General features: G+C 38.1%; 15 protein-coding genes. 14 read left to right on the plus strand and 1 reads right to left on the minus strand.

The window, feature by feature from the left end; all coding sequences use genetic code 11:
* The first annotated feature begins 75 nt into the window (after positions 1 to 75).
* The 13 genes from AU255_RS05065 (at position 76) to AU255_RS05125 (ending at position 18,077) form a co-directional block, all read left to right on the plus strand.
* Positions 76 to 312 (plus strand): hypothetical protein, encoded by a 237-nt coding sequence (locus AU255_RS05065; protein WP_080521866.1) that lies wholly within the window; start codon positions 76 to 78, stop codon positions 310 to 312.
* 241 nt (positions 313 to 553) lie between these two features.
* Positions 554 to 3,328 (plus strand): DUF927 domain-containing protein, encoded by a 2,775-nt coding sequence (locus AU255_RS05070; protein ID WP_080521867.1) that lies wholly within the window; start codon positions 554 to 556, stop codon positions 3,326 to 3,328.
* The gene (locus tag AU255_RS05075) at positions 3,321 to 3,854 is read left to right on the plus strand and encodes a hypothetical protein (protein ID WP_080521868.1); all 534 of its coding nucleotides are present in this window, start codon (positions 3,321 to 3,323) and stop codon (positions 3,852 to 3,854) included. The genes AU255_RS05070 and AU255_RS05075 overlap by 8 nt, the downstream gene beginning before the upstream one ends.
* Before the next feature lie 10 nt (positions 3,855 to 3,864).
* The gene (locus tag AU255_RS05080) at positions 3,865 to 4,713 is read left to right on the plus strand and encodes a hypothetical protein (RefSeq protein WP_080521869.1); all 849 of its coding nucleotides are present in this window, start codon (positions 3,865 to 3,867) and stop codon (positions 4,711 to 4,713) included.
* Positions 4,714 to 4,800: 87 nt separating this feature from the next.
* Entirely contained in the window at positions 4,801 to 5,376 is a 576-nt protein-coding gene (locus AU255_RS05085; RefSeq protein WP_080521870.1) for a hypothetical protein, read from the plus strand.
* Positions 5,377 to 5,490: 114 nt separating this feature from the next.
* Positions 5,491 to 6,975 carry a type I restriction-modification system subunit M gene (locus AU255_RS05090; RefSeq protein ID WP_080521871.1) on the plus strand — a complete coding sequence of 495 codons (1,485 nt, stop codon included), beginning with the start codon at positions 5,491 to 5,493 and terminating at the stop codon, positions 6,973 to 6,975.
* Between the two features lie 5 nt (positions 6,976 to 6,980).
* Positions 6,981 to 8,054: a PDDEXK nuclease domain-containing protein gene (locus tag AU255_RS05095; RefSeq protein ID WP_080523286.1), complete on the plus strand. Its 1,074-nt coding sequence runs from the start codon at positions 6,981 to 6,983 to the stop codon at positions 8,052 to 8,054.
* 36 nt (positions 8,055 to 8,090) lie between these two features.
* Entirely contained in the window at positions 8,091 to 9,554 is a 1,464-nt protein-coding gene (locus tag AU255_RS05100; protein ID WP_080521872.1) for a type I restriction-modification system subunit M, read from the plus strand.
* Between the two features lie 11 nt (positions 9,555 to 9,565).
* A complete protein-coding gene (locus tag AU255_RS05105; protein ID WP_158083062.1) occupies positions 9,566 to 10,768 on the plus strand; it encodes a restriction endonuclease subunit S in 1,203 nt (400 codons plus the stop codon).
* A 2-nt stretch (positions 10,769 to 10,770) separates the two neighbouring features.
* Positions 10,771 to 13,737 (plus strand): type I restriction endonuclease subunit R, encoded by a 2,967-nt coding sequence (locus AU255_RS05110; protein WP_080521874.1) that lies wholly within the window; start codon positions 10,771 to 10,773, stop codon positions 13,735 to 13,737.
* A 50-nt stretch (positions 13,738 to 13,787) separates the two neighbouring features.
* Positions 13,788 to 16,757 carry an NACHT domain-containing protein gene (locus tag AU255_RS05115; RefSeq protein ID WP_080521875.1) on the plus strand — a complete coding sequence of 990 codons (2,970 nt, stop codon included), beginning with the start codon at positions 13,788 to 13,790 and terminating at the stop codon, positions 16,755 to 16,757.
* A 211-nt stretch (positions 16,758 to 16,968) separates the two neighbouring features.
* On the plus strand, positions 16,969 to 17,352 hold the full coding sequence (locus AU255_RS05120) for a PDDEXK family nuclease (protein WP_233144554.1): 384 nt from the start codon (positions 16,969 to 16,971) through the stop codon (positions 17,350 to 17,352).
* Between the two features lie 122 nt (positions 17,353 to 17,474).
* The gene (locus AU255_RS05125) at positions 17,475 to 18,077 is read left to right on the plus strand and encodes a HipA family kinase (protein ID WP_080521876.1); all 603 of its coding nucleotides are present in this window, start codon (positions 17,475 to 17,477) and stop codon (positions 18,075 to 18,077) included.
* On the opposite strand, the gene AU255_RS05130 is transcribed toward AU255_RS05125, so the two are convergent.
* Positions 17,968 to 18,963: an IS30 family transposase gene (locus tag AU255_RS05130; RefSeq protein ID WP_143735847.1), complete on the minus strand. Its 996-nt coding sequence runs from the start codon at positions 18,961 to 18,963 to the stop codon at positions 17,968 to 17,970. The genes AU255_RS05125 and AU255_RS05130 overlap by 110 nt on opposite strands.
* Positions 18,964 to 20,097: 1,134 nt before the next feature.
* Between AU255_RS05130 and AU255_RS05135 the strand changes: the two genes are divergently transcribed.
* Positions 20,098 to 20,874 (plus strand): Lcl C-terminal domain-containing protein, encoded by a 777-nt coding sequence (locus AU255_RS05135; RefSeq protein ID WP_080521877.1) that lies wholly within the window; start codon positions 20,098 to 20,100, stop codon positions 20,872 to 20,874.
* The last annotated feature ends 180 nt before the right edge of the window (positions 20,875 to 21,054 follow it).

A 21,054-nucleotide genomic window follows, 5' to 3' on the forward strand; every position in this document is an offset into this window, starting at 1 on the left:
TGTTTCCTAATTTTATAACGTACTTAAGCAAACTATTATTATACCTACTCTATGTTAAACAACGAGTAAGGCTATATGACTTCAGCTATTTTACCAAAGATAAGCAATAATCCATCACTCAGCGAATATATCCCAAAAAATAAATTCGCCGTATCTCCTAACTGTCCTGTAACAGAACCAGAATTTAACTGGTTATTTAAACAACGTGAGCAAAACGGTTTTGCACTGGCTTTCGTCAAAGTCAGTGCAAGAAGTTTTCTTGTGCATATTCCTTCATTTATTGAATGTCTAAACGCTAAACGAGGTCTATAAAACTGCTCATTATCCGCGCCACGCAAACGGCTACCAATTAGGATAATTGGGCACAGATAGGCGTTATCGCATGTCGTATGCGGATAGTTACCAGAGTTTATAAGGCTTCCCGATGAAAACTACAGTGATTTTACTTGTTGAGGGAATATGAACAGACAAAAAGAAGCCCGCACAGATACGGGCAACAGAAATATAGCACAACTATTTTACCACTCAGAAAATAAGGGAGGTAAAAAACCTTATGTCAGATAACTTATTATGTTTGCAGCAAGAAATGCAGTCAGCGGGACTTAATATTAATTCAGGCCAGGAGATTATTTTAGATGGAAAATTCAAAAACATTGGCACGACAGATAAACCAGGTAAAAAATGCGCTTGGTATATTGGCCAACAATATCATCTGGGTGGACACGAATACACTCTGTGTACTTTTGGTGATTTTTCCCTAGATTTAAGACAATCCTATAAAAGTTGGGGCGACAAAGATCAATTATCTAAAGTTGATTACGCTTTATTAGCAGATAAGCAAAAACAGCAGCAAAAGCTGGTTGAGCAACAACTCAAGCGTAAACGTAAACAAGCCGCTGTTGATGCGGTTAAGGAATGGGCTGCATTATTACCAACTGGAGACAGTCAATATCTAACTAAAAAATGTATAGGTGGTGTTGGTGTTAGATATGGCGAAGCCGATAACAATCCATTTATTGCAATTCCGGTTAATGGTATTGATGGCAGATTACGAGGACTGCAAAAAATATTTGATCACAATATTCCGAATCAGGAGCGTAATAAAACCTTTACCACAGGCACAGAAAAACAAGGCGGACATTATTTAATGGGTGAGGTCTTAACCTTTCACCCGCTTTGTTTTGCTGAAGGCTATGCAACCTCCGCAAGTATACATGAAGCAACAACTTATCCAGTCGTTGTATGCTTTGATGCTGGAAACATTAAATCAGTTGTAGCAGCCTATCGCTCAAAATACCCCACACAGCAATTCATCATCTGTGCAGATAATGATCAATGGAAAGATGAAATTAAAAATCCAGGAGTAGATAAAGCAACTGATACTGCAAAAGAGTCAGGGTGTTTTATTGCAATACCTGACTTTTCTGATTTAGACATTAGCACTAAGCCCACTGACTTTAATGACCTGCAATTATTGGCAGGCAAAGAAGCTGTATTAAAACAAATTCAACATCCAGAATTTGACTATAGAAAAACACAAGTTACCGAGGTTACTCAAGTTACCCTCAATGAGAATAAGGGCTTGGAAGGTAACCCTGAACAAACAAAAGATGATACAAAGGTTGCTGAACAATGGCCGGGTGAATCCTCACGGCCTTGTTATGGAGTGTATGAAAAATGGCACAAGATTAATAGTACTCAACGTAAACCGGGCGTATATCATCATGGCATTAAAGATGGTGGAGACAATGCACCACCTGTATTGTTAGAAACCTGGATATGCAGTCCACTGTATGTTCGTGCAATTACCCGAGATAACAATAACTTTAATTTTGGGCGGATTATTGAATTTAAAACGAGTACTAAAACCAGACGGCAATGGTGTATGCCCATGTCAATGTTGGCCGGTAATGGTGATGAGTTAAGACGCGAACTGTTATCAATGGGCTGTGAAATTGACCCGAAAAACCGTAATCAATTGCCATTGTATTTACAATCCATTCCACCTAAAACCGTTTTAAAAAGTGCTTTAAATATAGGTTGGCATGATAACGCTTTTGTTTTACCTGATAGAACCATAGGCAGTGCTGAAGTGTTTTACCAATCTTCTCACCTTGAACAGCGCGAATATACTCAAAATGCACAACTTGAGGATTGGCAACAACATATTGCCCGATTATGTATTGGTAATCCATTATTGGTACTGTCAATGAGTATTGCCTTCTCAGGCCCATTACTAAGAAAATTACATACCGATGGTGGAGGATTTCATATTTATGGTGATTCGTCAAAAGGAAAAAGTACCGGATTACGCGTAGCCTGTTCTGTTTGGGGCGGTGATGATTACCGTAAAACCTGGAAAGCAACAGGTAATGGTATGGAAGGTGTTGCAGCTATTTTTAATGATTCACTACTGGCTATTGATGAAATATCCGAAGCGGAAGGCAAAGAAATTGGCGGTATTATTTATGCGCTAGGTAACGGTGTTGGTAAAACCCGGGCCATGCGTGATGGAACAGCAAAACCTTCACATCGCTGGGTTGTTGCGGTGATATCCAATGGAGAGCGAACTGTTGCGTCACACATGGCAGAGAAAGGCTTGCAGATCAAAGCAGGTCAGGAAATCAGATTACTGAATATTCCGCTGTTTGGGCAATATGGTGCGTTTGATGACTTACATGAATTGGAAAATGGACGACAATTTTCCGATACCCTGCAAGCTAATAGTAAAAAGTATTACGGCACCGCAGGTATTGCCTTCTTAGAACAACTTTGTTCGGATCAGCAAGACTTAGGTGAATTATTAGAGCAATTCCGCAAAGTATTTGATGATGGCACACTCAGTAGTCAGGAAGGTCGTGCTGCAAATCGCTTTGCCATTACAGCAATGGCTGGTGAGTTAGCAAGCAGTTACGGTATCACAGGATGGGAACCGCAGACAGCACTCACAGCTACTTTGCAATGCTTTCAACAATGGCGCGAAAACTTTGGTTCAGGTGATCACGAAGAAAGGCAAATCATAAATGCTATTCATGATTTTATTGATTGTCACGGAGATAGCCGATTCAGTGAGCCAAATAGCTCGCTAACGATCAATAATCGAGTAGGTTATTTTCGGCAATCAGGTGATGGCAATCGAGAATACATGTTTACCGCTAGTGGCTTTAAAGAAGCACTGTCAGGGCATGATGTTAAACGAGGTCGACAGGCGCTTAAGAAAGCAGGTTATTTAATCCCTGGTAATAAGATAGATCAACAGCAATTAAAGGTCAGTGGGCGTAATACTAAAGTCTATGTACTTAGATTGTCAGGGAGTAACCATGTATGACATGACGGTTATGATTACTGATTTTCTGCAACAAAATAAGACGGAAGGTAACTTTAGTAACCCCAAAGATAATGCTCAAGTTACCCCGCAAGACACTGATGATAAAAAGGGTAACCGTAGTAACTTGGGTAACCAGGAAAAATTAAGTAATGAAGTAGTCAATCAAATGTTTATTCATGCGGCACAAGCTTCAGGACTGATGGCTGAACAACTTTGGTCTTTTTTGGATGATTCAGATATTGATGACTTACTGCATCATTTGATAGACCAAGAGACATTAACGGTCTATGCAAAATCATGGGCACGTTATCCTGAAACCGTGCCAGAAGGAAATACTCAACCTTTCCCTACGCATGAACTTAAACCTAAAACAGTAGCATGCAAACAATGCCAGAACTTTATGCCTGACAAGATAGGCGATGGTACCGGAATTGGGCATTGTTCTGTTAATGCTCCGGCAAGTAAAAAAGGCTCACTTTGGCTTAATACAGAAGTTATTTGTAATAAATATAAAACCACAGCATAGGAGATTAACGATGAATAATACGCTCGCTCAACTTAAGGCAAACCAAACTAATGCTCAGAAATCTACTGGCCCGGTAACAGAAGAGGGTAAGAAAACTGTTGCAAATAATGCCCTCAAGCATGGATTATTTTCCAAACAGCTTATTCTGAAAAATGAAAATGAAACAGACTATCAGTTATTGCATAATGGCTTGCAGTGTGAATTAAAACCGGTGGGTACATTAGAACAATCATTGGTAGAACGGATCGCTGTAACTTTGTGGAGGCAACGGCGTCTAGTAAACTCCGAAACTGCACACATTAACTTAAGCAACCAGGAACCCAAGATACTTAAACTGGTTAATAGTGAATTGGATTTAAGCTATACAAGTAAAGAACTAAAAGCAGAAGATTTGACTAATTTTGATCAGGAGCAGTTAAAAATATACAAGGCTGTTGTAGAGGAATTTGAAAAAATAGATGATGATAAAGTAAATGTATTAACGGAAGTAAAAGCATACGCCCCACTAATTTACCAAACCCTGGCAGAGGAAGCCGAAACAGATGAAGAAAGTTTCAATGATTACATTAAAAATTTTGCAAGTCTCAGAGAATGGATTGAAGACTTGGTTGATTTTTATCAGTCACAAATAAAAATAGCTCAACAACGCCCTCTAATTCTTGAAATAGCGAGTTCTGTGCAAAATAAACAATCCATACTTCAGGGCAAGCTACGAGACGCATTAGCCAAGTATCAGTTGATGTTAGATAACGAACTCTATAAAGCCATTAAAACCCTAAGAGAGACCCAAACCTGGCGCTTAGACATACTGGAACCCATGACTGAAAAAAATGGCTTTGTTTTGGAAAATAAGTCATAAATTAAAGTGTTAGCTGCGCTTACAGCAATGTTGCGCAACATAATTTAACTAATGATTTCGGAAAAAACAGAGAGTGGGGGGGAATAAATGGGCGGATATGGCAGTGGTAGAAAAACCAACATTAAAAGCACTGAGGATACTTTATCAATTGATATTCGGCGTTGGCAGCGTGATAGCTTTTTAGATAATGGCACAAGCTTTACATGTAGGTGGTCAAAGCGAGGCAAAGTGATAGGAAGGGTTAATGTAAAAACAGAGGCAAATTTAGTAAGACTGAACTATTCCACTAGAGTCCACGGTGGTTCATGGGAAAATCAAAATTATCCAGTTCAATTACAAACGACGCACTGCAATTATGGCGGTAAACGCTATTGGTTTATCTGTCCTGCAAGCGGCTGCAATAAGCGTGTTGCTCTCCTATATTTACACAATAGCCACTACTTTGCTTGTCGGCATTGTCATAAACTTGCCTACCCTAGCCAAAGGGAACGTGATTGGGATAGCGCTGCAAGGCAAGTCGATAAAATCAGAGAAAAGCTGGATTGGGAGCCTGGCTTTCTTAATGGAAACGGCTGTAAACCAAAAGATATGCACTGGAAAACCTTTTGGCGCTTACAAAAAGAACATGATGTTTACGTAAAAAAAGTGACAAGTGCTATCTAAGGTTATTTAAATTAAACTATAAGAAAATTACAAAAAACAACAGCAACATATCCATATAAATGTAGAATGAATGGCTATTTGTACCAGATTAACGGATTGCTCTGCACCTATTCAATGACCGAAAACAAACTATCCATCTCCCAACTTGAACAATACCTATCCAAAGCCGCATGGATCTTAAAAGGCCCCGTCGATGCATCAGACTTCAAGGTCTACATATTTCCTCTGCTATTCTTTAAACGTATCTCTGATGTCTACGATGAAGAGTTTCGTATCGCACTGGAAGAATCTGAGGGCGATGAAGAATATGCCGCTTTACCTGAATTCCATCGTTTTGAAATCCCTGAGGGCTGTCACTGGATTGAGGTGCGGGAAACTGCAACTAATGTAGGTTTAGCGATTGAAAAAGCCTTACGAGGCATAGAGCAAGCGAACCAGGAATTCCTATACGGTATATTTGGTGATGCGCAGTGGAGTAATAAAAACAAACTCTCTGATAAATTGTTGATTGATTTAGTTGAACACTTTTCTCAATACACATTAGGTAATGAAAACGTCAACCCTGATATGCTCGGTCAAGCCTATGAGTACCTGATTAAGCACTTTGCCGATCTCACCAATAAAAAAGCGGGGGAATTTTATACTCCGCGCTCAGTAGTGCATTTGCTAGGGTTGATTTTAGACCCACATGAAGGCGAAAGCATCTACGATCCTGCTTGCGGTACAGGTGGCATGCTATTGGAATGTGTAGATCATCTAAAACATAATCAAGAAGACTCCCGTACCTTAAAACTGTATGGCCAAGAGAAAAACCTGACTTCAAGCTCTATTGCTAGAATGAATATGTTTCTGCATGGTATTGAAGATTTTGAAGTGCTAAGAGGCGACACTTTACGCAACCCTGCTTACTTTGAAGCGGATGGATTAAAAACCTTCGATTGTGTCATTGCCAACCCGCCATTTTCTCTTAAAGACTGGGGCGCAGAAAATTGGGCTAATGATCCATTCGGCAGGAATATTGCTGGTGTACCCCCTAAAGGGAATGGTGACATGGCCTGGGTGCAACATATGGTTAAATCCATGAACAGCACTGGCCGCATGACCGTGGTTTTACCGCATGGCGCATTATTCCGTAAAGGGGCTGAAGGTAAAATTAGACAAGCGCTATTAGAGCAAGATTTATTAGAAGCCGTAATTGGCTTAGGCCCCAATGTTTTTTACGGTACGCAATTGGCTGCTTGTGTCATGGTATTTAAACAAAACAAAGCTGTAGAGAAAAAACAAAAAGTATTGTTTATCGATGCTTCTGATCAAATTCGTGTTGGCAGAGCGCAGAACTTTTTAGAGCCTGTCCATGTAAAGCAGATTTATGATTGGTATCACGACTATGCTGATGTAGAAAATTACGTCAAAGTAGCCAGTATTGATGAATTAAAAGAAAATGATTACAACCTGAATATCCCACTGTACGTAGAAAAAATCATTGAAGATAACTTGCCCAGTGTAGAAGAAGCTCTGAGTGATTTAAAAGATGCCTTGCAAGACAGTTTAAAAGCTGAAGAAAAATTTAAATCGATTTTGCAGGACTTTATACAGTGAAGCAAATGTTTGATTTTAACGAATTAACGACACTGTGTTTTTCAACGCATGAAAAAATGCAACAGCGTGCCGTCTACACAGTGAATATATCCTTAGTGATTAGAAACTGGCTGTTTGGCTGCTATATTTCAGAATTTGAACAAAAAGGCGAGAATCGCGCTGGTTATGGCAAAAACCTGATAAAAAAATTATCAGATACACTACAGCAGCAAGGCATAAAAGGTGTATCAGCAACAAACCTTAAACAGTGCCGTTCATTTTACCTATCCTATCAGACAATAAGTCAGACACTGTCTGACCAATCTTTATCAATACACTCTGAGCGCACGAATTTTTTAGAGCAAGCAAGTGACTTATTAATGCCTGAATTCTCCTTGAGTTGGTCGCATTATATTACCTTGTTAATGCTTGATAACCCGAATGAACGACGCTTTTATGAACTGGAATCAAGCGCAAATAGTTGGAGTGTACGCGAATTAGAACGGCAAATTTCCAGCTCTTTATATGAACGATTAGTTTTAAGTCGTAGCAAGGAAGAAGTGATTAAACTCTCCGAACAGGGATTAATTGTAGAGAAAGCCGCCGATTTAATTAAAAACCCTTTTGTCCTCGAATTTTTAGGCCTAGAAGAAAAGCCAACCTATTCCGAAAATGACCTTGAACAAGCCATTATCACTAAATTGGAAAGTTTTTTACTCGAATTAGGCAAAGGCTTTCTTTTTGAAGCACGGCAAAAACGCTTTACCTTTGATAATGACCATTTTTATGTCGATTTGGTTTTTTATAATCGCTTGTTGCATTGCTATGTCTTGATTGATCTAAAGCGCGATAAACTCACGCATCAGGACTTAGGTCAGATGCAAATGTATGTTAATTATTTTGATCGTCATGTAAAAACCGCAGACGAAGCGCCGACCATCGGTATTGTCTTGTGCCACAGAAAAAATGATGCCTTAGTAGAATTAACTTTACCTGAAGAAAACAATATTTATGCGTCTCGCTATCAGCTATACCTACCTTCAAAAGAAGAACTAAAAGCTGAATTACAAAAAATTGAATCTGAGTTAAATGACCATTAACAAGCAATGTCTCGAATTTAAAAGGATTTACTAATCATGACCCAACAAGAACTCGAAAAATACCTCTGGGGTGCAGCGACAGCATTACGTGGCACCATCGATGCGGGTGATTATAAACAATATATTTTTCCGTTATTATTCTTCAAACGCATATCCGATGTTTATGATGAAGAATTTGCTAATGCTTTAGCGGAAAGCGATGGCGATATGGAATACGCCGCCTTTGCTGAGAATCATCACTTTCAAATTCCAGCAGGGGCGCATTGGAATGATGTGCGTGAAACCACGGTGAATATCGGCGCAGCTTTACAAGAAGCCATGCGCACGATTGAAAAAGCCAATCCTGATACCTTGTTCGGGATTTTTGGTGATGCCAGCTGGACTAATAAAGACCGGCTTTCGGATGAAATATTAACCAACCTAGTCGAGCACTATTCACAGCACAAGCTTAATATAAGCACCGTCCCTGATGATAAATTGGGGAATGCGTATGAATACCTGATTAAAGAATTTGCTGATGATAGCGGCCATACCGCCGCGGAATTTTATACCAATCGTACTGTGGTCAAACTGATGACTATGATCATGGACCCGCAACCCGGCGAAAGCGTCTATGATCCGACGTGCGGTTCGGGTGGTTTGCTATTGAATTGTGCCTTGCATTTAAAAGATGAAGGCAAAGAATATCGCACGCTCAAGCTTTATGGCCAAGAGATTAACTTGCTCACCTCCGCCATTGCACGTATGAACATGTTTATGCACGGCATAGAGGAATTTAGCATTATTCGTGGGGATACGCTGGCGAATCCTGGTTTGTTAGAAAACGATCAACTCAAAACTTTTAATGTCATTTTGGCTAACCCTCCGTACTCGATTAAAGCCTGGGATCGTAAAGCCTTTGAGAGTGATGCCTATGGGCGTAATCTTTGGGGTACGCCTCCACAAGGTTGTGCGGACTATGCTTTTGAACAGCATATTGATAAAAGTATGAATCAGCATAATGGTAGGTGCGTCCAACTATGGCCTCATGGCATCCTTTTTAGAGATAACGAAAAGAAGATGAGGAAGAAAATGATAGAAACGGATACTATTGATTGTGTCATTGCGTTAGGTAAGAACTTGTTTTACAACTCATCAATGGAGTCTGCTTTATTAATCAGGCGAACTAATAAAGACCAAAAGAAAAAAGGGAAAGTGTTGTTTATTAATGCATTTAGCGAAGTAAAAGATGAAAAAACTATTTCATATTTATTAGATGAGCATATAAAAAAGATATATGACGCTTACACTGATTACAGTGATATTGAAGGATTTTCTTGTATTGTCAATGTTGATGACATATTAAAAAATGATGCCTCGCTTCTTGTTACCAATTATGTGAAATCAACCAGAATAGTTAATGACAATATTTTATCGGTAGACGATGCTTATGCACAGTGGATTAGTAGTTCAGTAATAATGAAGGAAAGCATGGAAACGCTTTTCGATACTTTGAATTAATGGAAATATCAATGCAAATAGATAAATCATCTTGGGAAAAAGTTAAGTTAATTGATGTAGTTACTAAAAAAGAAGAAAACGATAAAGAGAATGCTAAAAATAGATTTGAACGATTTATAAAAGTTGAGCACTTAAATGCTGAGTCATTACATATTAAAAGATGGGGCAATCAAAATAAAGATGAATTACCCCCCACCTTTTATAAAGTCTTTAGAAAAGGGCAAGTATTATTTCCGACTCGTAACCCGCACTTGCGAAGAACAGCTTTAGCGTCTTTTGATGGTATATGTGGTGAAAAAACGCTAACTTTGGAGCCTAACGAGGAAAAAGTTTTACCAGAATTTCTCCCTTTTTTGTTTCATAGTAATGAGTTTTATCAGCACACTACATCATCAATTGTTGGATCTACAAATCCTCATGTAAGGTGGCGTGATGTTGCCAGCTATGAATTTCTGCTCCCACCCAAAGACCAACAAGCCAAACTGGCTGAATTGCTTTGGGCTATGGAAGAGGTAGTTGAAAATGATTTAACCTTATTGGATAAACTGTCTTTAACTCTTGACTCAGATATTGAAAGCAGAATTCATGGGGTAACTCTCGCTGGTCATACAATACAGCAAGTTATTGATGAATTATCAGAATACAAGGGGGTTGGTACTTTAAGCCAATTTGGAAAAATATTTAAAGGTAAAGGAATTACTAAATCAGAATTAGTTGATATCGGACTTCCATGCGTTCGATATGGCGAGTTATATACCAAACATCACAGGGTTATAAGAAAATTTTATTCGTTTATTACTGATGAATCCTCTGCAAATTCAATTAAGCTAAAGCAAAACGATGTGCTTTTTGCTGGTTCAGGTGAGACCATTTCTGAGATTGGTAAATCAGCAGCATTCATTAGCGATGAAGAGGTTTATGCCGGTGGTGATATATTGATTTTTCGTCCTTATGACATGGATGGTATCTATTTAGGGTATTTGTTAAATTCTCAACTTGTAAGGCAGCAACTGAATAAATTTGGGACTGGAGCAACAGTTATGCATGTTTATGCATCAGATATTGAGAAAATTAAAGTTCCAATTTTTGAAAAAGACGAGCAAATAAACATAGGTCAGCATTTGGAATCCATTGCAGATAATATTTCAAATTTAAATAAAAAAATAGAAAATTCACAAAAACTTAAAAAATCCCTAATCAACCAAATCTTCTAACCATGTCCTTTACTGAACTCAACAGCGTAGAACATTACATCATTCACCAAGTCAGCGGTGTTAATCTCAATGCTGATAACATTGCCACGCCTAAAAGCAGTTACGGCACTCAGTGGGTATACCAATCAGCAGAAGAACTCAATCGTGGCGTCAATGAAGTATTGGTTGAAGTCGAATTAACCGCTGCTTTACTACGCTTAAATCCTGAGATTAAACAACGTCCTGAATTAGCTGATGAAGTAATCTACAAGCTCCGTGCTATTTTGATTTCGGTAAATCAAATCGGCCTGGTGAAAGCCAATGAAGAGTTTTTTAAGTGGTTGAGCGGTGACAAGACCATGCCCTTTGGTGAGAATAATCGCCATGTGCCGGTTCGCTTGCTGGATTTTGATGACCTAACCAATAACCGCTACGTTGTCACTAATCAATTCCGCATTCATCATCGGGAAACTAAAATACCTGATGTGGTATTGCTAATTAACGGCATTCCCGCGGCGGTCGGTGAAGCAAAAACGCCTATACGCCCTTCGGTCAGTTGGTTAGATGGGGCGCATGAAATTCATACGGTGTATGAAAATGCCGTGCCACAGTTATTTGTACCCAATATTTTATCGTTTGCTACCGAAGGCAAAGAGCTATTTTATGGTGCTATCCGTTGCCCACTCGAATTTTGGGCGCCGTGGCGTTTGGAATCAGAACAGGGTGATCTCGCTAAACAACTCGGTTTAGCGGAAATCGGTAAAGAATTAACTGATTTATTGAGTCCGGTACGCTTGCTGGATATTTTGCAAAACTTTTCGTTATTTACGACAAATAAAAAGAAACAACGCAGCAAAGTCATTCCACGTTTTCAGCAATATGAAGGTGCAAATAAAATTGTACAACGTGTAATTGAGGGGCAGATTAAAAAGGGATTGATCTGGCATTTTCAAGGCTCGGGTAAATCTTTGTTGATGGTATTTGCCGCACAAAAATTACGTAAAGCCACTGAACTTAAAAGTCCGACCGTGATTGTGCTGGTAGATCGAACCGATTTAGATACTCAGATCAGTGGTACTTTTAATGCGGCGGACGTGCCTAATGTCGAATCCACGGATAGCATTAAAGAGCTGCAAACCATGCTGGAGCGTGATACGCGAAAAATCATTATCTCAATGATTCATAAATTTCGTGATGCCAAGCCTAATATGAATTTGCGCGACAATATCATTGTCTTAGTGGATGAAGCACATCGAACGCAAGAGGGTGATTTAGGCAGGCAAATGCGTGCGGCCTTACCGAATGCGTTTTTATTTGGGTTAACGGGAACGCCGGTTAATAAAGCGGACAAAAATACCTTTTGGGCCTTTGGTGCGGAAGAGGATCAAGGCGGTTATTTATCACGTTATACCTTTCACGATTCGATACGCGATGAAGCAACCTTACCTTTGCATTTTGAGCCACGATTGGTAGATGTGCATGTGGATAAGGAAGCCATTGATCAAGCTTTTGCTGTGTTTAAAGAAAGTGCCGCGTTAAATGATGAAGAAGCAGATGCCTTAAATCAGAAATCAGCAAAAATGGCGGCGTTTTTAAAATCCCCCGAGCGGGTTGCTAAAATCGTCACTGATATTGCGACGCATTTTAAAGAAAAGGTTGCACCACAAGGCTTTAAGGCGATGATCGTCACCCCTGATCGTTATGCCTGTGTGCTATACAAAGAAGAGTTGGATAAACATTTTCCTACTGAAGCCAGTCGCGTGGTGATTTCTACCACAGCCAATGATGACTATGAGTTTAAACAAAAGTGGGCGGTCGATAAATCGGCACAGGAAAAGATAGTCGATGAATTTAATGATGCACAGTCTGACTTAAAATTTATTATCGTTACCGCTAAGTTACTCACTGGTTTTGATGCACCGATATTGCAAACGCTTTACTTAGATAAATCCATAAAAGATCACACCTTATTGCAGGCTATCTGCCGTACTAATCGTTTATATCCACAAAAGAGCTTTGGCCGTATCGTGGATTATTTCGGTGTGTTTGATGATGCCGCTAAAGCACTCGAGTTTGATGAGGAAAGTGTTAAACAAGTCATTACTAATTTATCGGCATTAAAAGAGAAGTTACCTGAAGCCATGCGCGATGCCTTAGCGCACTTTCCGAATGTCGATAGAACCCTGGAAGGCTTTGAAGGGCTAGAAGTCGCGCAAAATACTATTAACAGTAATGAGAAAAAAGACGCCTTCGCGCTAGATTTTAAATATCTGGCTAAATTATGGGAGTCCCTGTCACCGGATAATATCCTGGATTTATATAACCAGGACTACAAATGGTTGGCGCAAGTCTATGAGTCTGTTAAGCCGGCATCAAACAATATTGGCAAGTTATTATGGCTCACCTTAGGCGCACAAACCACACAATTGATTCATGACCATGTTCATGTCGGCGAAGTACATCAGTTAGAGGAATTTGTGCTGGATGCTGATGTGATTGAGGATATTTTTAACAATTCTGATCCAAAGAAAATCAAAGCACTAGAAAAGATGCTGGTGCAACGGTTTAGCAAGCATGCCGGTAATCCAACGTTTAAAAAACTGAGTGAGCGCCTAGAAGAGCTACGTGATAAAGCAGAGAAAGGCTTAATCAGCTCGATTGAGTTTATTAAAGAGCTGTGCAAGATTGCTAAAGAAACCGTTCAAGCCGAGAAAGAGCAGGAAGAGGCCTTACAAGATAAAACCCCACAAGCCGCTTTAACGGAATTATTTTTAGAGCTTAAGACCGAGCAAACACCTGCGGTTGTTGAGCGTATTGTGACTGATATTGATGCTATTGTGCGTGTCGTCCGTTTTCCTGGCTGGCAACAATCAACCCAGGGTGAACGTGAGGTACAGCAGTCATTACGCAAGGCTTTGTTGAAGTACAAGTTGCATAAAGACCAGGTGCTGTTTGATCGGGCTTATGGGTATATTAAAGAGTATTATTAATATGCCAAATAAATAGATTGTATTTGTTACAAATTTAAGGTTGTTATTTAATGATTGATCCAGAAATTATCAGAGAAAAGGTTGATGAAGACGAAACACCAATACTGGAGTTTAAAAGGCAATGGTATTGGGATAATGAGACACCCAAAGAAGAAATGAGTGGCAAATGGGGCGAGTTTATAAAAGATATTATTTCATTGTCCAATGGTTACTTAAACTTTGTAGGAAAAGATCGTTATCTTATTGTTGGATATTGTGAAAGTGAGTCTAAAATTTTTGAGGTAAATACTCATAATATAAAAATTTTAAAAGACTTGAGGTATTTCAAGAAACAATTAGTACAAAAATTAGAAAAGTATACATCTCCATCACTTGTAACAATTGATGTCGAGTTAGTTGAGCTTGATAGCTCATCATTACTAGTATTTAAAATACCAAGCCCATGTCATGTAACTGAGTTACAGTCGGAATTAAAAACTAAAACAAGAACACTTGACCAAGGGGCTGTATTAGTTAGAAAGGGGCAAGATAGTGATTCAATAAAACTTGCTACCATTACTGAAATAGAAGAATTAATGGATGAGTTTTCTAGGTTCAAGAAAGAAAAGCAGTTTACTACTTCGGATAGTAAAAAAGAAGATGAGAAAGAGAGAAGCATTGAAAAAACTGTTCAATTGTATATTGATCAAAATACTAGTTTTTCACTAGATGTAGGTTATCCAATTAAGCTTAATAATTGGACAGAAAATATAGTTTTTGAACTATTCAGGATGTCTGAAACCTTTGGAGTAGTTAGAGAGTTTCTATATCTTCATGAGAGCGCAAGCCAGGGGAAAACATTAGGGTATTTAAAGCATAATCATTTAGTATCTGGTTTTGAGTCTCTTATTGTTTTAACTGAACGACCTAAACTTAAAGATACTGAAAAGCGAAAAACAAACATTAAAAAAATATTTAACACTGAGCATGTTTTTTTTATTGATGAGTTTGGGTACGAGTTTTTGTATAAAGATTGCTTGCTTGATTACGTGAAATACAATCTTCCTGTTTATGTGGATAGCCTGATTGATGGGGATGAAACAGAGAATAAACCTGCACTTGAAGAGTTAAAAAAGTGGTATTTACATGAAGCAGCGCCATTACTTGTAATTAAAGGGTATGGTGGGGTAGGAAAGACCACGTTAGTAAAACAGTTTCTTGATTATATATATGATTGTAGTAATAATTCAGGAATATTATTCATTGATTCAAATGAGATTATTGACGATTTAGCACGTCTTACTAACTCAAATAAAAAAATTGATGATATATACGATTTCTATCAAGTGCAGATTGTTAAAGAGGATAGTAGCTATCGTAAATTTAGCAAAGATTTACTTAAGCTATCTGTCGATAATGGAAGCTTGATCATTGTTCTTGATGGTATAGATGAAGTTATAGCAAAGCTAGGGTCTAAATTTGATGTTGCATCATTTGTAGAGTCAATCTCAAATAGTTATTCAAGTGACCTTAAAAAAGCTAAAATTATAATTACTTGTAGAGATCATTTTTGGGATTCCTTAGGGAATAATATAAAAATTCCTGAAATAATTTTAAAGCCTTTTAATAAGGGTTTGGCTGTTGAGTTCTTTAATCAAGCATTTCAAAATGAAACGTCAGCCGTCGATAAAGCTATGCAGTTAGCTGATAAATTTGCAACTGAGCAAACCTCTAATGGAGAAAAGGACTCGATATACATTCCATATGTTTTAGATATGATTGTGTATCTGATTAATCAGAAAAGTGAAATATTATCTAATACATCGCTATGTAAAAGTAACTTACTTTCAGAGAAGTTGCAGAATGATTTTATTATAGCCAGTGTTTGTGAACGGGAAATAAAAAAATTAGACAGTTTAGAACTTGATGATCAAATTAAGATTTTAATGAACATATCTATTAGTAAGGGTGAAGGACTTAGCTTATATGATGTGAAATCTGTATTGAACTCTGTTACTAGAGTGTCAGTAGATGATCAATTAATTGAAAAACTAAAAGGACACCCATTGTTAGTGTGTTCTGATAATAAACTATCATTTAGGTATGACTTTTTTAATTTCTATTTTAAAACTGTATATGTTGCACATTATCTTAGAATGCAAGATATTTCGTATCTTGATCAAATAACTATAGAAATTATTGGTAGCTATATTAAGTATGGTAACGGATTTACAGAAATTCTTTGTGATAGAGCGGACTTTAACGATGATCTAATATTATTTTGTATTGAAACTATTGAAGAATTACAAAATAGGTGCCACGCAGAAAGAAATGAAAGTAATTATTCTTACCAATGCGCTATTTCCTCTGTATTTGTATTTCTTTTATGTGCACAACAGGCTTCTGATACGAATCATTCTGATGTTGAATCTCGTACAAAATTAATGGACAAAATTTTTGAAAATACTCAAGAAGTTAGAGGGCTGTGCTTAATAAATATATTTGGGGATAACAAAAATAAGCTGACATTTGACTTCCGAAAAAAAGTGTTAGTTGATTGTTTTTTTGAGCAATTTGAATATTTTTGGGACTGTCCTATAGATCTGGAGACAAAGTTTATTGATTCTACCTTTAAAGCTTTAGAGCCTCGGAAAGGATTAACACCAACTTTCTATGAAGGCACTTTTAGCAAATGTTGTAACACAGTTGGTATTTCAGATATTTTAAATAAAAGAACTGTTGAAATTGACGGCGAGGCGGAAAGAGTTAAAGATAGTTTAATTAAGTTTTTTAGACTGTTTTATAAAAGAGGAAACTTTTATCCAAAGAAACAAGAGCAAGTTAGATCAAAAGTTTTTACAGCTAAACTTCTCCCATTGTTACTTAAGCATAAAGTTGTAAAAGATTATATTGACCCCCACAAACCGACATTTAAACAATATGTAATTACCTCAGAATATTTTCCAGTTATTAAATATCTTGAACAAAAAAGTGCTTGTATAGAACTTGAAAGGCTTGTTGAAATACTCACTAAGCACTAGAAATAAAAAATGCGACATTCATTGCATCAATTTGAATGGCGACTCGGTCATGAGATAAAGGTCAGAAGTCAATTAAATTAAAGGCGGTATCAGAGAAAATGTTGAATTACCGCGTATAGCCAAAGGTGCATCAGGACAAGGGAGTACGCAGTATGTCGATTACCATACGCTTAAAGACGTTTACCCTGTTACTCAATGTCATTTAAATGTCATGGTGGCTGATACTAAAAAATGGGAGCAAAGTGCTGGTTTTGCTTTGGATGCTCACCCTGATGTTATGAAATGGGTGAAAATCGAGCATTTAGGTTTCGTTATTCCTTACCGTAAAAAAGGAACCCCTAGCAGTTATATACCTGATTTTATCGTTGAATTGGATATTGGTTTAAACCTTATCATCGAGATTAAAGGTCAATACAATGACGATGCTGATATTAAAGCGAAAGCTGCTGAACGTTGGGTTGATCCGGTTAATGCCATAGGTAACCTAGGGCTTTGGCAGTATATAGTGGTAAAAGAGCCTACGAAATTACCCATATTATTAAGTGAGCGTTGTCTGGCAAAGTGGGATGCAGATGATTTTGAATTGGGTAAGTGAGCAATTAAAGCAGGTGCGCTGGAAAGATGGTCGGCTTATTTTGATAAGGGCTATCTTGAAAACCGATTATGGCCGAAACAATGTCACTGATGAATTCAGAGTAGCATTAAAAAAATATTATCATGCTGGAAATCGTTGAAATTATCAAACCCGCTAAACAAGGTATGACTATGCCTTTTTTATGTAATGCATCTGATGAACATGCTTATTATGTCAAAGGCTATGCGGCAACTGTTTCAGGATTAATGAAAGAGTGGCTAGGAAGTCATTTGGCCTTAGCTTTTGGCTTGCCAGTACCAGAATTTAAGATTGCATTTCTTGATCCAGATCTTGTTAATTGCTTTGGTGGTATGGCTATTTCTCAGCTTAAAGGCGGTTATGTATTTGCGTCTAAACAAATGCCTTCAGTGACTGAGTTAAAGTATGAAACGGTGAATAAGATTGATGCACAGTTAAAGTTAAGCGTTTTATTATTTGATTTATGGGTAGAAAACGAAGACCGCACTTTGTCAGAAAAAGGGGGAAATCCGAACTTACTCTGGAAAAGTAATGAGTCCGGTTTATATGTTATTGATCATAATTTAATTTTTGATGAGGGTTTCAATAAACGCGAATTCAAGCAATTAATGCAACACCCTGTGATTTATTTATATCAACCCCCGTTATTTGGCAAAATACTTCCCATGGAGTTCTGTAATTTAACCCTTTTCTTGGACGATGATTAAGTGCTGTAATGGCACTATCAACCTCATCTTGAGTTACCTTATCCAAAGGTTCTTTTTTAGGGAAGTATTGCCTTAATAAGCCATTGTGGTTTTCATTTAAACCTCGTTGCCACGAATGATACGGTTTGGCAAAATAAGTGCCGCAGTCAAGTGTTTTTGCAATGGCTTCATGCCCACAAAACTCACGTCCATTATCAAAGGTAATCGTGTGAACCCAACGTTTAAAAGGCTCAAGAGCATTGATAATCGCCTCTTTCGTTAATTCAGATTCTTTACGCTCAATTGAGATGGCGAAGTTGAGCTTTGAGACCCGTTCAGTCAGCGTCACCAATACGCCTTTATGTCCTTTACCGATAACAGTATCTGCTTCCCAATCACCTAAACGCGTTTTATCATCAACCACTTGTGGTCGCTCATCAATATCAACACGGCTGGGTATCGTTCCGCGATAATCATTTTTTCCATATCGCTTACGATAAGGTTTGGCTTGATGCCTCAAATAAGTATACAAATCGCCACCGGCTGCTTTGTTAGCTAAAATATAACGGTAAATAGTCTCATGACTGACGGAGTCCTTACCTTGTTGTTTTAAGCGTCCTGAAATACAGTCAGGGCTCCATTTCTCTTTGATTAAAGGCGTTATTATCTGTTGTAACTCAGCCGTCATCTTGATGTTTTTGGGCTTATCAATATGGCGTTGTTTAGCTATTCTCTCAGCTTGCTTGTAACGATAACCACACTGACCTGTATTACGCGTAATTTCACGTCCAATAGTCGATTTATGACGCCCCAATGTGATGGCTATTTGATTCTTAGAAACGCCTTGTTTTAGTTGCGTATAAATGTAAAATCTTTCCTCTTGGGTTAGATGGTTAAACGTGTTCATTGAGCACCTCTTTTTAGTTTCAGGTTTTAGTCGACGGAAACTATACCATCTAACCCTTTAAAGAGGTGTTGCAGTTATTATATGAATTCGGGCATTTTTTAATTTCGGTTTAATGATTTTGTCGTGTTGTTATTTCCAGCTTTAGATCACATCACAAAATACCGACAAGATTGTATTTGCGAAAATTAATGATTTTACAGTTGTGCTTCAGCAACGAGTCCTTAGGTCATTTTGCTGTACTCCATCAAGCCAATTTCGACCTGAATGAGCTGCCCGCCTAAGATGAAGAAATTATAACAGCCCAAGAAGCAGGTTTATTGCTTTTCTTTGCGAAAAACAGACTATCTAACAATGCTCCATTTATACAAATGTTTACACTTGCTACAGAACTCAACAGTTACTCAATCTAACGGATATGAACGGATTTAAACTGAAGTATTTTTTTCTGGTTTATCTCTAATAAAGGTGAGCTGTTTTTTATCATTGGAGATGGATGCATCAACTACTGTTTTTACAGGCCGAGTCTAACGTCAGGTAACCTGAGCTCAAGATAGTTACTTGATACTACATTAATAATGGGCGAAGCAAACCTTTAGCCTGGTTTCCACGGTCTCCGTGAGAATTCATACGGGAATGCTCTGCGTTCCGTGACGCAGAGCGTTAGAAACGAGAAAATTTAACTTAATGCTAATCTAAGAATTAGAGTCTCATCTTATTTTCTTAGGATAATCGTCAAGCTTTTGATTTAATATAGTGAGTTCAGGTGTTCTGAACTTGTATTAGTCGCATTTTGATCCAACAGGCACTGTAAGTCTTGATCAAAACTATTGGCCGGTATTTTCCAAAGAACAGTCAATTGTGATTAGGATGATGATTGTCAGATGGTGACCCATAACAGTTATTGAGCTATTTTAACTTTAAATATAATCCGACTCTTTTGGTTAATTTTGGTGACTGCTCTTCCAAGTCCATCATGCGGAAAATTCAATTGTTTTGTTGCATAAATGAGCGTAGGGTCGCCTTTAAGCATTTATTTTTTGTTAATATTAATCTGATTAAGTAAGGTTATTTATTTGTTTACAAAATTGTAAATAATCGGAGTGGCTAGATAATTTTTTGAAAAGGTGAATAAGGATGAAGAAAGGTTTAATTTTAATTTCTGTTTTGGCGGCTTTGTTTTCAAATCCACTGCTTGCGGATCAAATATCAGGTGGACCCAGGGTTAGCCTGGATTCAGGCCAGTTTATTGTACCTTGTGTTGAGGTGGATGATCCTGGAAATAAATTCGATGGAAAATATTTTGATGTTAAATTGGTTCAAAACGGAACTTTTTATGAATTGATTTATGTTAAAGAAGAGGATTCTGAGGTTTGTAAACAATTGATAGCGGCCTCGTTGAATGCCGATGAAGATACTTCTGATATTGAGGGTAATCTAGGTAGTACTGATACACAAGCCACCTACAAAATTGGTGATACCGGTCCTGCAGGAGGAATTGTTTTTTATGTTACGGATGGTGGGTTACACGGTTTAGAGGCTGCGCCAAGTGACCAAGAAACAACGCAATGGGGCTGTGATTTGGTAACGACCGGAGCAACAGGTTTCGCTGTTGAAACTGGAGCGGACAATACTTCAAAAATTTTGAGGGATTGCTCCACCCCAGGAATAGCAGCTCGTCTAGCCGGAAATTATGTGTTAAATAACTACATTGACTGGTTTTTGCCGTCTATTGATGAGTTAAACGAATTGTATTTACATAAAGACATTGTCGGTGGTTTTGCTAATGCTTACTACTGGAGCTCTACGGAGGACTATAGCGCCTACGCGTGGTACCAGGATTTCGGCGATGGCAACCTGAACAACTTCAGTAAGAACTTCCCGCTCAGAGTGCGTGCCATTCGGGCTTTTTAACTATTTAATCTTTACCCCGCGGGCAGCGGTCGATTTTTTTGGACCATGGCGCTGTATTTTGACTTTCCGGTTTGCGTGATACCCAGCAAATGATCAAGAATATATACAGCGCCAAAGGCCGCATTTGGCCCAGGCTGATTCACATTTGAAACATGCTAAACCACTGACTTATTTCCTCTA

The sequence above is a fragment of the Methyloprofundus sedimenti genome, assembly GCF_002072955.1.
Lineage (GTDB): Bacteria > Pseudomonadota > Gammaproteobacteria > Methylococcales > Methylomonadaceae > Methyloprofundus > Methyloprofundus sedimenti.

Coding starts and splice junctions, on each gene's coding strand:
- AU255_RS05065 (WP_080521866.1), top strand. CDS start 76: ATGACTTCAGCTATTTTACCAAAGATAAGCAATAATCCATCACTCAGC.
- AU255_RS05070 (WP_080521867.1), top strand. CDS start 554: ATGTCAGATAACTTATTATGTTTGCAGCAAGAAATGCAGTCAGCGGGA.
- AU255_RS05075 (WP_080521868.1), top strand. CDS start 3,321: ATGTATGACATGACGGTTATGATTACTGATTTTCTGCAACAAAATAAG.
- AU255_RS05080 (WP_080521869.1), top strand. CDS start 3,865: ATGAATAATACGCTCGCTCAACTTAAGGCAAACCAAACTAATGCTCAG.
- AU255_RS05085 (WP_080521870.1), top strand. CDS start 4,801: ATGGGCGGATATGGCAGTGGTAGAAAAACCAACATTAAAAGCACTGAG.
- AU255_RS05090 (WP_080521871.1), top strand. CDS start 5,491: ATGACCGAAAACAAACTATCCATCTCCCAACTTGAACAATACCTATCC.
- AU255_RS05095 (WP_080523286.1), top strand. CDS start 6,981: ATGTTTGATTTTAACGAATTAACGACACTGTGTTTTTCAACGCATGAA.
- AU255_RS05100 (WP_080521872.1), top strand. CDS start 8,091: ATGACCCAACAAGAACTCGAAAAATACCTCTGGGGTGCAGCGACAGCA.
- AU255_RS05105 (WP_158083062.1), top strand. CDS start 9,566: ATGCAAATAGATAAATCATCTTGGGAAAAAGTTAAGTTAATTGATGTA.
- AU255_RS05110 (WP_080521874.1), top strand. CDS start 10,771: ATGTCCTTTACTGAACTCAACAGCGTAGAACATTACATCATTCACCAA.
- AU255_RS05115 (WP_080521875.1), top strand. CDS start 13,788: ATGATTGATCCAGAAATTATCAGAGAAAAGGTTGATGAAGACGAAACA.
- AU255_RS05120 (WP_233144554.1), top strand. CDS start 16,969: ATGGTGGCTGATACTAAAAAATGGGAGCAAAGTGCTGGTTTTGCTTTG.
- AU255_RS05125 (WP_080521876.1), top strand. CDS start 17,475: ATGCTGGAAATCGTTGAAATTATCAAACCCGCTAAACAAGGTATGACT.
- AU255_RS05130 (WP_143735847.1), bottom strand. CDS start 18,963: ATGAACACGTTTAACCATCTAACCCAAGAGGAAAGATTTTACATTTAT.
- AU255_RS05135 (WP_080521877.1), top strand. CDS start 20,098: ATGAAGAAAGGTTTAATTTTAATTTCTGTTTTGGCGGCTTTGTTTTCA.